The organism is Bordetella hinzii LMG 13501 (genome assembly GCF_001548475.1).
In the GTDB taxonomy this organism is placed as follows: Bacteria; Pseudomonadota; Gammaproteobacteria; order Burkholderiales; family Burkholderiaceae_B; genus Bordetella; species Bordetella hinzii.
In genome coordinates, this window is sequence record NZ_LRUJ01000063.1 from 1 (window position 1) to 13,156 (window position 13,156).

Annotated in this window: 9 protein-coding genes and 1 pseudogene; 3 read left to right on the plus strand and 7 right to left on the minus strand. The window is 66.0% G+C overall.

The genetic code is table 11. From position 1 onward, the window contains the following. From AXA74_RS22950 to AXA74_RS22980, 7 genes and pseudogenes are all read right to left on the minus strand, one after another. Window positions 1-300, minus strand: a pseudogene (locus tag AXA74_RS22950) (Vi polysaccharide biosynthesis UDP-N-acetylglucosamine C-6 dehydrogenase TviB); the annotation flags it as partial. Between the two features lie 20 nt (window positions 301-320). After that, window positions 321-1,403, minus strand: coding sequence for a polysaccharide biosynthesis/export family protein (locus tag AXA74_RS22955; RefSeq protein ID WP_095075201.1), 1,083 nt, complete (start codon window positions 1,401-1,403; stop codon window positions 321-323). A 59-nt stretch (window positions 1,404-1,462) separates the two neighbouring features. Next, window positions 1,463-2,308 (minus strand): hypothetical protein, encoded by an 846-nt coding sequence (locus tag AXA74_RS22960; RefSeq protein ID WP_032979551.1) that lies wholly within the window; start codon window positions 2,306-2,308, stop codon window positions 1,463-1,465. A gap of 9 nt (window positions 2,309-2,317) precedes the next feature. Then, window positions 2,318-4,390, minus strand: a complete 2,073-nt coding sequence (locus tag AXA74_RS22965) for a glycosyltransferase (protein WP_032979550.1) — start codon at window positions 4,388-4,390, stop codon at window positions 2,318-2,320. Between the two features lie 31 nt (window positions 4,391-4,421). Further along, entirely contained in the window at window positions 4,422-5,594 is a 1,173-nt protein-coding gene (locus AXA74_RS22970; RefSeq protein WP_029580842.1) for a capsule biosynthesis protein, read from the minus strand. A 27-nt stretch (window positions 5,595-5,621) separates the two neighbouring features. Next, window positions 5,622-6,335, minus strand: coding sequence for an ABC transporter ATP-binding protein (locus AXA74_RS22975; RefSeq protein ID WP_032955228.1), 714 nt, complete (start codon window positions 6,333-6,335; stop codon window positions 5,622-5,624). Between the two features lie 9 nt (window positions 6,336-6,344). Next, window positions 6,345-7,118, minus strand: a complete 774-nt coding sequence (locus AXA74_RS22980; protein ID WP_029580840.1) for an ABC transporter permease — start codon at window positions 7,116-7,118, stop codon at window positions 6,345-6,347. Window positions 7,119-7,424: 306 nt separating this feature from the next. Between AXA74_RS22980 and AXA74_RS24040 the strand changes: the two genes are divergently transcribed. The 3 genes from AXA74_RS24040 (at window position 7,425) to AXA74_RS24420 (ending at window position 13,152) form a co-directional block, all read left to right on the plus strand. Then, window positions 7,425-8,762 (plus strand): glycosyltransferase family 2 protein, encoded by a 1,338-nt coding sequence (locus tag AXA74_RS24040; protein WP_080700989.1) that lies wholly within the window; start codon window positions 7,425-7,427, stop codon window positions 8,760-8,762. A gap of 10 nt (window positions 8,763-8,772) precedes the next feature. Then, window positions 8,773-10,809 (plus strand): glycosyltransferase, encoded by a 2,037-nt coding sequence (locus AXA74_RS22995; protein ID WP_230588856.1) that lies wholly within the window; start codon window positions 8,773-8,775, stop codon window positions 10,807-10,809. 165 nt (window positions 10,810-10,974) lie between these two features. Beyond that, window positions 10,975-13,152 (plus strand): capsular biosynthesis protein, encoded by a 2,178-nt coding sequence (locus AXA74_RS24420; RefSeq protein ID WP_029580836.1) that lies wholly within the window; start codon window positions 10,975-10,977, stop codon window positions 13,150-13,152. Window positions 13,153-13,156: the final 4 nt, after the last annotated feature.

Consider the following 13,156-nt stretch of genomic DNA (forward strand, 5'->3'; position numbering starts at 1 on the left):
CGTCAGGTCGGGCTGCTTGAAGTCGTCGATGGGCGTGGGCACGGTCACGATGAAGACATTGGCGCGGCCCAGCTGCTCCAGATCGGTCGTGTAGCTCAGGTGCCTGGCCTCGGCCAGCTCCTTGTCGTCCACTTCCAGCGTGTGGTCATGGCCCCGGCGCAGGGCTTCGATGCGCTGCGTATTGATGTCAAACCCGATGACGGCGCGCTTCTTGCCGAACTCCACCGCCAGCGGCAGACCGACATAGCCCAGGCCGACGATGGCCGGACGGAGTTCGGAGAAAACGGGAAGCAAGCTCATGGATACCTCTGCTGTAAAAATCAATACGTGCCGACCCGCTGGCCGACGATGAGCACCTGCACGATGGGCGTGATGATCTTCTCCCACTCGTACATCGGCGCATTGCTGACATAGATGACATCCTCGGGGCGCAGTTCAAACTGCTTGGCGAGGAACATGGACTCCGGATTGCGCATATTCAGACGGAATACGGTCGGACGGGACTGGCCGGCGGCATCCTGCCCTTCGAGACGGAAGACGAACACCCCTGTCGCATCGGCGGCGCGGTCATTCAGCCCCCCCGCCACGCCAAGCGCGTCGAGCAGATTGCTGCGCTTGGAGGGCAACTCGTGCAGGCCAGGCTTGGTGATGGCGCCCATGGCGACAAAACGCTTCAGATTGGGCTCGACCACGACTTCGGAGCGCGGATCCAGCGCGATATTGCGTCCGTTGAGCAATTCCTGGTAGGGCACGCGCGTCATGCGGGTGCCATTGCGGATGACCACATCGACCTGGTAGGGCGGCAGTGTGGTGCCGCCGGCCTGGGCCACCGCGTCCAGGGCCGTGAGCGGGCTCTTGTTGCCCCCGAAGCGCCCGGGTTGCGGCACGGCGCCCGTGACCAGCACGGAGTTGGAGCGGTCATCGGCCAGGTCGACCATGACCTGCGGCTGCACCGCCGCCGTGTTGCGCAAGGCCGTCTTGATCATCTGCTCGATGGCGCCCAGCGTCTTGTTGCGCACCCGCAGGTGGCCGGCGTAGGGCAGCGAGATCATGCCGTCGGCGTCCACGCGCACGGCCTCGAAGACGGTGCCGCCGGCATTGAGCGGCGCGAACAGTCCGCCCTCCATGCTGTCGGCCACCAGGATGCGCAGCACGTCGCCGGGCCGCACCCGCATATTGCCGGCGTAGCCGTCGGAGGTATTTCCCTGCACATCCTGGGGCCGCTTGAGCACATACGGTTCTATGGTGGTGGCGCTGAGGTCCACGACATCGTAGGCGCCCGGCGCGGCGGCGCCCTGCGCCGTGCCGCCGTCCAGAATGGCGCCGCGCGTCGGTCCCGAACCGGACAGGACGCTGCAGCCGGACAAGCCCATCAGGATCACCAGGGGCAGGAAGCGAAGCATTGGAATAAGGGGTTTTCTCATGGCGGATCGTCAGACTCCGTTTTGCGGTGGGGCGGGCGCTAGCGGGAGCGGGCCCCGAGTACGGCCGCCACCTGCTCATGCATGTGCTCGGCCAACACGGCTTCAAACGCCGGGGAATAGTGATTGAGGTCTTCGCCATCGCGGTCGAGCACCTCGTGGCGCGCCAGGCCTTGGGCGCTATCCAGCGGATCGATGGCCCAGACACCGGCCAGGCCTTCGGCCGCCGATTTCACGCGCGCGACGTGCTTGCGGCGCGAGAGAACGGGGCGCCCGTCGGCGCGCGGCAGGTCCACATGGGTGACGACAAAGACGGGCTTGCCCAGGACATGCGCGGCATACCGCAGATCGCCGCGCACATCGTCCTCGCCGTCGGTCTCGCAACGGGCGCGGCGCAGGACGCGCTCGCCCGGGGCCAGCATGGCCGGCTCGGCCACCTGGCGGTACTCGGCCATGGCCCGCGCATACTCATCCGGCCCGACCGAGCCGCTGCGCATCAGGCCACGCCACCATTGCATGCCCGCCTCGCCCAGCTCGCGCACCAGATGGCGCACCACCAAGTTCTTTTGCAGGAAGACACCGTCGACCTCGACGCTGCGCTCGGCCGCCGCCTCGATGACGATGGCGTCGGCCTGCGCCAGTTCTTGCGCATGGTTTTCGTCCACCCGCGGCCACACCGCCCGCGCGAACAGGAAAGGCAGCAGCTGCCGGTCCAGGCCCTGCCCCTCCAGCAGCCAGCGCAGGCGCTGGCAGGCCTCGCGCGTGCTATGGATATAGCCCTGGATTCCCGCCGTGCACAGGCGCGCCCTGCCCTGCTCCTGCAGCAGGCGCACCGGCCGATGGACACGACAGCTGCCCAGGACGAAAAGATTGAGTGTGTCCGTCATCCGTCTCCCTCAAGGATGTTGGTAGCAGCGCACGGTGGCGGCGATCATTTGCGACAGGGAGAACCGCGAGCGGGCCCAGACCGAGGCCTTGGTGCCGATATGCTCGTCCGCCTGCCGCATGTCGTAGATACGGGCCAGCGCGGCGCTGACCTGCTCGGCGGTGATATCCTCGGCCGGCAGGGTCAGCCCGGTGACCCCTTCCTGCACGGCCTCGCCCGCGCCGCCGGCCAGCGTGGTCACCACGGGCACCCCCGAAAACTGCGCCTCGATCAGCACATTGGGCAGGCCCTCGAAGCGCGACAGCAGCAAGAAGGCATCGAACTGCTCAAGCCAATACCCCACGCGCTTGGACAGCCCGGTGAACAGAATGCGTTCGGACATGCCGATGCGCTCGGCGAACTCCTTGACCGGCTCCAGCAAGGGCCCGCCACCCACCATCACGAAACGGGCCTGCGGATGGCTGCGCGCAAACTGCTTGGCGGCCTCCACCCACAGAAAGGGACGCTTGTTCTCGTCGACGCGCATGACCGTGCCGACCGTGAAGTCCTGGCCCTGCGTCCTGGCGGCGAACGCCTCCATCATCTTGACGGCCGCTTCGTCGCTCACCGGCTTGAGCGGCGCCAGGCCGTTGTAGATCACCGGGATGCGGCGCGCATCCACCTGCAGCCAGTCGGCGTAGCGATGCGCGGCAAAACTGGAGTTGGAGCTGAGCACCACGCCGCGCATTTTCAGCAACTCGGAATAGATGATGTCGTACTCGACGCGGTAGCGGTCCGGCCGGTCCACCGGCGGCATGGTGCGCACCGACAGCACGATGCGCGGCACGCCGGCCAGCAAGGCCGCCAGGGCCGTGGCGAAAATGGAGCCGTCCTGCCAGATGTGCACGACGCGCGGCGCGCCCGAACGGATGACGTCGGTGAGCTTGCTGGTGCCTTCGATGATCTGCTTGGGCAGGAAGCGCAGATACTCGCGGTAAGGCGCCAGCAGCGAAGCGAATTCCGAGCCGCCCCAGGCGTGCATGTCGGCATACACCGATACCGGAATGCCATGCTCGCGCAAGGTGGCCGCGAAGAAGTCGGCCCCCTCACGGCTACGCAGCGAACGGCAGACCACCTGCACCGGGCCGATCACATCGTGACCGGCGATCATCTGCCCCTGCTGCACGGCCGTCTGCAAGGCGACCGCCGTATTGACGAACTGGCGCTCCGCCCCGCCCGCCCCCAACGAACCGTTGATCATCAGCACCTTGCCGACAAAGCTCTCCGGTTCGGCATCCAGCTCTTCATTGCGCCGCCGCCCGATCTCCTGGAAGAGCCGCTGCAGCACCAGCACGCTGACCGGCACATTGTTCTCGGCCCATGACACGCCCAGGGCCGTCAAGGCCGCCAGGTCGGCATCCAGGTCGGCCAGGCGGCGAGTCAGCTTGCGGCCGCGCTCGCCCAGCCGCTTGAGGCCGAGTTCGAGGATCTCCCGGGAACGCCAGAGAATGCCGCGCCGGCTTTGCGACTGCGCCCAGACGGCATAGCCATCCTCGAATTCCGGATGGGCATCGACCAGCCTGGCGAAAGCCGCGTCGGCCAACTGCGGCTGACCGATCTCGTCCCAACTCTTGGCTTCCAGCAGAATGTCGCGGGCGGCCTGGCTGCCGCCGGCGAAATACTGCTCGATCTCCTTGCGCGCGGCTTCCACGCCCAGCTGGCGCTTGACGCCGCGCAGCGTCAGGATGAAGGCGTCGGCGGAATCCGGAAAGCGCTGCTGGATGCCGCGCCAAACCGCCAGACTGTCGTCGGGACGATGCGCCGCCTCCAGGCTGCGCGCCACCAGCACCTGGAACAGCTCGGTTTCCGGATAGCGCCGCACGTATTCCAGCAGCCGGGGCACGGCATTGAGCGCATCGTTGGCGGCGACATGGCGCTGCATGAGCGCGCGTGCCTGGTCTTCGACCTCGCGGGCCGGGGCCTCTTCCTGCACGGCGCCGACCAGCACCTCCTCCAGCTGGGCCGCCGGAGAGGACAGGATGGGAGCGGCGGCCCTCGCCGGAGGCCGCTCCTGCCTGCGCAAACGCGATAGAAAAGTAAACATGATGGGTTTCTCGTCCTTGTGCCGGGCGCGATCAGGCGTGGTCCCGGATGGCGTAGACCACGAGCACGACCACGATCCACAGGATGAGCAGGCCCAGCAGGCCCAGCGCCGTGTCCACCCAGCGGCGGGGATATTGCGATTCGTCGGCCAGCGTCGGCTGCGATGCGATCACCGTGTAGAGCACTTGGCGGGCGGCCAGACTGCGGGCATCCTCCAGGCCCTTGAGGGCGCCGGTGTAGTACACCTCGGCAAACTGGCGCTCGGTCTCGGCCGACTCATATTCGCGCAGCAGCGAGGACAGCGTATCCGCCTTGTCCGCTCCGCGGCGCACGCTGATCTGGTGGTCATTGAGCTCGCGCAGCTGGCCCTGCAGGGCCCGCAAGCGAGCCTGGGCGCGCTCCAACGCCGGGCCGCCGTTGACCCCGCCGGCGCGCAAGGTTTCGAGCTCGGCCGCGGTGGTCGCGATATCGCCGCGCACCTTGGCGGCCAGCTGCAGATTGGCCTCGGCCTCCTTGACCGGGTCCAACACGCCGGTGCGGGCCCGCAGATCCTGGACCTTGAGCCGCGCGGCCGACAGCCGTTGTTCGGCACCGTCGACTTCAAGGCGGGCAAAATGAACGCTGTCCTCGCGCGCCTTCTTGGACATCTGGTTGACCAGTTTCTCGCTGGCCTGCAGGATGGCCTGCGATAAGCGCAAGGAATCTTCCGGGGTGAAGGCCCTGACGCGCAGGATGATGGCGCCGGTGGACATGTCGAATTGGATATCGACCATGCGGTTCCAATGCCGCCACAAGGCCTCCTCCGAGGCGTCGGCCGAGACGCGGTACCAGAAGTCGATGGCCGGCTTGGACCACATTTCCCGCAGGTCGAGCGCCTTGTCCAGTTCGCGCACGATCTGCCGCGACTTGACGTAGTCCACCACGGCAAAGGAATCGACAAACAGCTCGGCCGTCATTTCCCCGCCGCCCAGGGTGGAGTGCCCTTCCCGGCTGGCCGCCGAGGCCTGCGTCACCGTGCCGGCCCGCAAGCCGAACCGCGCCTCGGACACATATTGGTCGGCCGCGATCAGCAGCAGATAGAGCGCCAGCAGCACGCCCGGAACCGCGATCAGCAAAATGGCGGAGCTGCGCAGCCAGCGCGAAGGCCGCCGCGCAACGGTGCCCGGCAAAGCCGGGCCGCGATAGGAAGTCTCCGAAGTCGTCATAAAGGCTCAGGCTCTCTCTTACAAAAATCAGTTTTCGCTGTCCGCGGCTTCGGTCGCGGCTTCTTCGATGGCGTCGGCCGCCTGGGTGAAGCGCGCTGCGACTTCCTGCAGCTCGCCGAAGTCCTGCAGCCGGCCGTCGCGCAGAATCACGCCATGAGTGCAGAAGCGCCGCACCGTCGTGGTCGAACTGGAGGTCATCAGGATGGTCGCGCCGCGGGAACGTTCGGTGAACACCTCCAGGCACTTGCGCTTGAAATCCATGTCGCCGACGGCCAGCATTTCGTCGACCACATAGACATCGCAGGCCAAGGCCATGGACACGCCATAGGACAGGCGCGCCCGCATGCTGTTGGCATAAGTCGAGACCGGCAGGTCATAGGCCCGGCCCAGTTCCGAAAAATCCTGCACGAAGCGCTCCACGTCGGCGACATCGCAGCCATAGACGCGCGCGATGAAGCGCACGTTGTCGCGCCCCGTCATCGATGAACTGATGGCGCCGGCGAATCCCAGCGGATAGGACACGCGCGCCATGCGGTGCACCACGCCGCTGTCGGGCAGCTCCATGGCGCTGATCATGCGCAGCAAGGTCGATTTGCCGCTGCCGTTGGCGCCGAAGATGGCCACGTTCTGGCCGGCGACGAAATCGAAACTGACCCGGTCCAGCACGGCCTTCATGCCCTTCTTGGAACGGAAGGCCTTGGAGACATCGCGCAGGGCGATCACTACGGAGGCATCTTGCATCGCAATCTCCTAGCGGGTGTGCAGGCGCCGGCGCATGGCGCGCTCCAGGCACAGGCCGAGGACGGTGGACGCGACGGCCCACTCGATGAGATAGGAACGGTCCAGTGTCAGCGAACTGAAATTGGCGAAATAGCCCTCGCGGAACCACTCGATGGCATGCACCATGGGGTTGTAGACCAGCACCGCGCGCGCTTTGTCCGGCAAGGCATCGACCAGGTAGAACACCCCCGAAAGCAGATACAGCGGGCGCGTCACGGCGCTATAGAGGTGCTCCCACGACTTGAACATCATGTTCAGCACCGAGTTGATCAGCCCCACGCCGAACCCCAGCATGAAGGTGAAAAAAGCCGCGGCCGCGCAGGTCTCCAGGTTCTCCGGCAGGATCAGCTTGTCGCCCAGCATGGCCAGAAACAGCAGGATGCCGAAGACCGCGATCCAGGTGAGCCCCTGCAGGAGCGCCTTGGCGAAGATCACGTCCATATTGGTGATGGCCGGCAGGCGCAAGAGCTGCGTGTTCGAGGTGATCGCGCGCGACAGCCGCGAAGATGTGTGGCTGAACAGGAAGAAGGGCATGATGCCCGTGATGAAGAACATCTGCAGATTGCCCAGGGGCGCCTGCCGGCCCCACACGACGTAGATCGTCGACAACACGGCCACGTGCAGGATGGGCTCGATCAGCGCCCACAAATATCCCAGCCGCGTGCCGCCGAAGCGCACCCGCGTCTCGCGGTAGATCAGCGCCGCTATCACCCTGGCCTGAATGGCCAGCAACTGGGCGCTCAATGCGCCGCCCTCTGCGAATGGTTCATTTTTCTCTCCCTGTCCGGCGCGAGCGCCGTTGTGAGCTCCAGGACCGCGCCAGGCGATTGCCGTGGAAACGGGAGGGATGATACGGGCCAAAAACTCGGCCCGATATTTCAACACTTATCAAATAAAACCAAGTACGTATTTCCCGGCGGCTGATTATCTCGGGAAAAGGCGGATTTCTATAATTTTTCTATGGAACGGTGATTCCTGGACCCCTCTCCCAAGGGAGCGCCAAGTAAATCGATCCAAAGGCAATGAAAATCCAACTCCCACGGCCTCCATATGCTCAGAACCATTCTGTTAAATATTTCCCAGAAACGCGCACATAAATATGTCAGTACGTTTCAAGCATGGGAGGTGCTGCAGCGCCATGCGGATGACCCGGTGGTGCTTAATCGCATCGGCCTTTTCGACACGGCACGCCGGACACGCGGCGGCGGACGCGAGGGGGAACTGGCGCGCGCCCGCGCTACCCTCGAATGGAGCGGTGAAAACCCTGGCCTGGACCGGCGGGATTTCCTCGGGCGTGTCTCCGACTATGAGCGCCAGCAGTACGCGCTGGCCCTGGGCAGGGTGGCCCCCCAAGAGGCCGGGGGCTGGCTGCATCAATCGGAGAGCGAGATGGCGCTCGGGCTGGCTTTGGCCTGCGGCGACGCGCAGGCCGCCCAATGGCATGCGGCCGCCCTCGCTCCTCCCCGTAGGAATGATCTGAAAAAAACGAATAATTTGCGTGCAGTTGTTGCTGCGCAGCATTGCATGGCCGGCCAGCATGCCCAGGCGCGCAAGAATTTAATGTATATCCTCACAAATTCCGGCATCCAGTTACCCGCCGAGAATTCCCCTATGGCAATGGATGATTTCCTGTCGGATTCCGCCCGGGAAAACGCTGCCGGCGTCGCCGATCACGGTCTGGTAAGTGTAATCGTTTGTGCCCACAATGCGGCGCCGTATATAGACAAAGCGCTGCTATCCATTCAGCGACAGACTTATCAGAATATTGAAATAGTAGCAATTGATGACGGGTCTACGGATAACACTTTCGCACATCTGGCCACGGCGGCATCAAATAATCTGCGTATAAATACGCTGCGGATTGAAAATCGCGGGGTATATGCGGCGAGAAATATCGCATTAAGCCGGTCGCGCGGCCGTTTTATTACTTTCCTGGATGCCGACGACATCATGCTGCCCAGGCGGATAGAGCAGCAACTGCAATTGCTCATATCCGGACAGGCCCAGGCATGCACCAGCCGCTTGCTGCGCCTGACGCCCGACGGCCGGCTTGTATGCCCGCGCATCTACCCCTTCATCCGCCACAACCCCGCTTCGCTGATGATGCGTCGCGAGGTCTATGAACGCCTCGGTTCCTACGAGGAAGTGCGTTTCGGAGCAGATGATGAATACGAGCACCGTATCCGGCTTCATTGCGGGACAAGCAGCCTGCGGCGGGACGCCGCCGTCCACACCATCGCCCTGCACCACCCCGCCTCGCTGACGCAGGCCGCCGCCTCCGGGCTGAACTCCCCCGCAGGCCGGCAAGCCCGCATCCGCTATCGCGAAGACTGGGTCAGGCGCCACCTGGACCATGGCCTGTCCCGCGACAACCCCTCTTTTTCATAAGAACAAGGTCATGAACACGAGCAACGTCATCCGTCCTTCCAGTTTCGCCGCCGTGGCGGCCTTGCCCAACGAAGGCGAGCAACTGCTGGCAAGGCTGGAACAGGAACACGCCGCCCGCGTGCAGGCCGAGAAGGACCTGGCCAACGCGCGGGCCTTGCTGCGCGAAACCACACAGCAGCTGGCCAAGCAGCGCATGACGCTGACCTGGAAGTTCGGCGAGGCCGTCATCCGGGCGCGCAGCGTCATCGACTACGCGCTGCTGCCCTACACCCTCCTGCGCCTGTCGCATGCCCATCGCCGCGAACACCGGCATAACCCGGCCCCGCGCAAACCGACCGCGGCGGCCCTGCCGGCCGAGACCGCCAGCGCCATCAAGGATGCCCTGGACTACGTCAAGCGCGTGCGCAGCCCGGAGGTGCTGCTCTGGTGCTCGCGCCAGAACTGGCCTACCGAGGTGCGCAGCAAAGTCTATTGCGAGGTTGCCCGCTGGGCCCGCACCAGCTATCCGGAAATCGCCGAACAGGTCGCCCAGCAGCTGCTGGACATCGACCCCGGCGCGCCGCACAGCCGCCAGCTGGCCTTCAGCCTCTATGACGCCGGCTTGGTGACAGTATCGGCGCGCCTGCTGCACGCCGCGGCCAAGAGCGGCGTGCGCCTGAACACGGCCGAGTCCCAGCGCCATGCGCGCATCCAGGCTGCCCATGAGGTGTTGACCGCCGAGGAGACGCCCCTGCAGCCCGGCGGCCACCGCTATGACTTCACGGGCGACGGTCCCCTGGTCATTCTCGCGGCCCGCAGTCTCATGCAGCGCCGCGGCGCGAACGAAAACGCCTTGCACCGCTATGCCACCAGCCTGGCCGCGCGCGAAGGCGCGGTGCGCGTGATCAGCCTGGACACCGGCGAGGAAGAGGCGACCGACACCGACCTGCAAACGGGTTCCGAGCTGACGATCGACGGCGTGACCTACCAGGCCATCGCGCCCGAACAGGCGCGCGCGGCCCGGCTGCGCCCCGAAGCCTTTGCCGACGCCATCCTGGCTCATACCGTAGGCCAGCAGCCTCGCGCCGTGCTGGCCTGGGATGATGCGCGCTGCGGCCTGGGCGCCCAGGCGGCGGCCCATAGCCTGCGTGTGCCCTATGGCTTCATCGTGCACAGCCTGGGTTTCTTCCAGAAGACGGCCGCCAACCACACCCTGTCCGAACGCGCCCATGTGGACTTGCGCCTGCTGCGGCGCGCGCTGCGCCAGGCCGACATGGTTGCGCTGGGCTCCGGCGCGCTGGCCGAGCCGCTGCAGGCGCTGGTGCAGGCCGAGCTGCCCGCCTGCCTGCTGCCGCCCCTGCCCTTGCCGGCCGCCAATCTGCGCACTCCGCAAAGCGACGCCGCGCTCACGGGCACCTTGGCGCGCCTGCGCGGCAAGAAGGTGATCGTCTGGAGCGAGGACGATCCCCCGACCATGCTGGCCCGGGTGGTGATCGATCTCTATGCCGAGCTGGCCTTGCGCGACGCGGAGGCCGTCATGCTGGTGCTCTGCGAAGGCCGGGCGGCGGCGGCCATGCGCCAGCACGCGGTCGCCATCGGCCTGACCGAAGAGCAGGTCGTCTTCGCCCCGCCGATCACGGATGCCGTCTCGCGCGAGCAACTGCTGCGCCAGGCCCGTCTGGCGCTCTTTCCTTATTGGCCGACCAAGGCCGAGCAGGCCGCCGTGCCCGCGCCGGCCGCCCTGCTCGAAGCCATGTCGCTGGGACTTTGCCCGGCGGTCGGGCCGGTCGGCACCTATACGGATCTCGTGGACCATGGCAGGAATGGCGTGCACATCGACCTGGCCGGCTCGCCGGCGGACAGCGCGATGCAATTGCACCAGCTGCTGGGCGATGCCGCCGCGCTGGAGCAGTATGGCCGGCGCGCGCGCGAGTCGGTGCAGCAGCACATGCCCTGGCAGGCCTACGAGGAAGCCATCACCGCCATGCTGATGCAGGCGGCCACGCCCGAACCGGCCAATCCGGCGCGCCGGGCTGAACCGCGTCTGCTGCGCCTGCGCGCGCGCTGACACCCGACGGAGTTGCAACAAAGACTGATGAAACGCCGGGCGCCGCCCGCCTGAGAGGCCCAGACGCCTTGCAGAGCCGTTACGTAATCACACCCCCTGCATAAGGCAGGCGGAGGTGGCTGCGATATCTTCAACCTGCTGTTGAACAAGACGGAGTATCTCACCGTGAATATCACTACGATCGGATCCTGCCGCGTGGCCGGACCCATGGCCAAAGTCCAGGCCCAGCGCAACTTCGTGCTGGATAACCGCCTGCTGTATGGCTACACGCACAACACCAAGGAGGCCATCCAGGCCATCCGTTATATGCGTGGCGACCTGAGCATTCCCGAGAGCATATGGAAGTTCATCTCCGGCCAGCCCTATCGCGGCAGCAACCCCCGCCTGGACCACGCCAGCATTCCCACGGACGACCGGCATGTGGTGGAAATCAGCTCGACCAAGGTGCTGGAGCTCGACGGCTACCAACTGCAACTGGTGCGCTTCAAGGAAGCGCTGGCTTTCTGCCCCGACCTGCGCAAGATCTTCTTTGACCACGGCTCGGCCGATGCCCGCGCCGAGCGCCTGCGCCAGCTGCAGGCCACCGCGACCTATGCCCGCGTGCCCGCCGAGGTGCAGCACGTGCTCGCCCAGACCGTGCTGCGCACGCAGACCGCCGCGGAAATCGAAAGCGATCTCAAGCAGATCGCCCTGCTCCTGGGTCCGAATTTCGTGCTGGTCACCCACTGCAATGCCATGAACGCCCATGGCCAGCTCATCGCCGACCGCGCCAAGATGGTAGACCGCGTATCGCGCGCCTGCGCCCGCGCCGGCATCACCCTGATCGATCCGGGTTCGCTGCTGGCGGCCTATGGCCAGGACCGCGGCATGCCCGACGACGGCCGCGACACGGCGCACTACACGCCGTCTTTCGCGCGCCTGGTGGGCAAGGAAATCAGCGACAAGCTGCTCGGCGTGCAGGAAACCGCCGCCCTGCCCGAAGGCGAGGCCTCGCTGGACTGGAAGCAGAGCCTGGAACGCGCCAAGGAATACGGCCAAGCCCAGGCGTGGGACCTGGCCCTGCTCTACGCCAACCGCGCCATTGAACTCAAACCCAACGTCTCGGCGGCCTATGTGCTGCGTGCCCGCGCCATGACCGCCCTGAGCCAGGACGATGAGATTCTCGAAGCCTGGAGCGCGGCCCTGGCCATCGACGCCAATCGCAATGCCTACATCCTGCGCCAGGCCGCCGAATGCGCTTTCGACCAGGGGCAGATCCAGACCGCCCGCGAATGGGCGCAGGAATCGCTGCAGCGCGAAAGCAGCGAGAAAACCGCCATGCTGCTTGGCCGTATCCACGCCCGCCTGGGCCGCAATGCCGACGCCGAGCAAGCCTTCCGCGTCAGCGCCCAGACCTCGCCGGAGCGCTCCTTGCGCCATGCCATGCGCAGCAGCACGCCGCTCGAAGAGGCCGCCAGCATGGTCAGCGCGCTGGCCGCCACGCACGCGGTCGATGGCGCCAGCCTGCAAGGCGCGCGGGAGCAGGTGCTCAAGCGCGCCCGCCGCGAAGTCCGCCACGCCGGCCGCGCCGGCGCGCTGCTGCCCAGCCTGGGCGCCTTTTATGCGCTGCAAACGCTGGCCGGCGAGCACAAGGCCGAACTCGATGATGAAATCAACCAGGCCTATCGGCGTCTGCTCAAGGCCTATGAAAGCAACACGGAATACCGCAATAGCGAAACCGCCATCCAGCTGCTCAGCGAGCTGGCGGCGCTGACGGCGGTGGATCCGCGCTACGTCCAGCGGGCCGCCAAGCAGTTGCAGGCCGACGGGCAGGTGGACGCCGCCATCGCTTGCTGGCACCGCCTGGCCGAGGCTACGCTGCCCGGCGAATCCGAGACTGTCCTGCTGGCCGCGGCCCGCCTGGTGCAGCTGGGCGCGCATGCCGATGCGGTGGCGGTCTACCGCCGCCTGGCCAAGAGCGGCGTCCTGCAGCCCGAACAGACCAAGGCCATGATAGAAAAAAGCCTGCGCGCGCTGGCCCGCTCCATGCGGCGCCACCTGACCGACGGCGACTTGAGGGCGGCCGAACGGGAGCTCAGCGCCATCCGTTCCATCGACCCGGCCTACGCGGGCCTGGCATCCCTGCAGCGCACGCTGTCGGATGCGCACAAGCGCGAGTTCCAGGACCAGCGCCAGCAGTCCGGCGATCACAACGAAGTCATCGCCAGCGCGCGCCGCGTGATCGAGAGCAACCCTTTGGACCGCGAGGCCAACGTTGAGTTGGTGATGCAAAGCCTGCGCACCGGCAATCTCGGCGAAGGCCGCCGGCTGCTGGAGCGGTTCATGGAGAACAGCCCGGTATAGGTCT

Excerpts from the sequence above, each read along its gene's own strand:
- AXA74_RS22970 (WP_029580842.1), bottom strand. The coding sequence starts at position 5,594 with ATGACGACTTCGGAGACTTCCTATCGCGGCCCGGCTTTGCCGGGCACC.
- AXA74_RS22955 (WP_095075201.1), bottom strand. The coding sequence starts at position 1,403 with ATGCTTCGCTTCCTGCCCCTGGTGATCCTGATGGGCTTGTCCGGCTGC.
- AXA74_RS22995 (WP_230588856.1), top strand. The coding sequence starts at position 8,773 with ATGAACACGAGCAACGTCATCCGTCCTTCCAGTTTCGCCGCCGTGGCG.
- AXA74_RS22975 (WP_032955228.1), bottom strand. The coding sequence starts at position 6,335 with ATGCAAGATGCCTCCGTAGTGATCGCCCTGCGCGATGTCTCCAAGGCC.
- AXA74_RS24040 (WP_080700989.1), top strand. The coding sequence starts at position 7,425 with ATGCTCAGAACCATTCTGTTAAATATTTCCCAGAAACGCGCACATAAA.
- AXA74_RS22960 (WP_032979551.1), bottom strand. The coding sequence starts at position 2,308 with ATGACGGACACACTCAATCTTTTCGTCCTGGGCAGCTGTCGTGTCCAT.
- AXA74_RS22965 (WP_032979550.1), bottom strand. The coding sequence starts at position 4,390 with ATGTTTACTTTTCTATCGCGTTTGCGCAGGCAGGAGCGGCCTCCGGCG.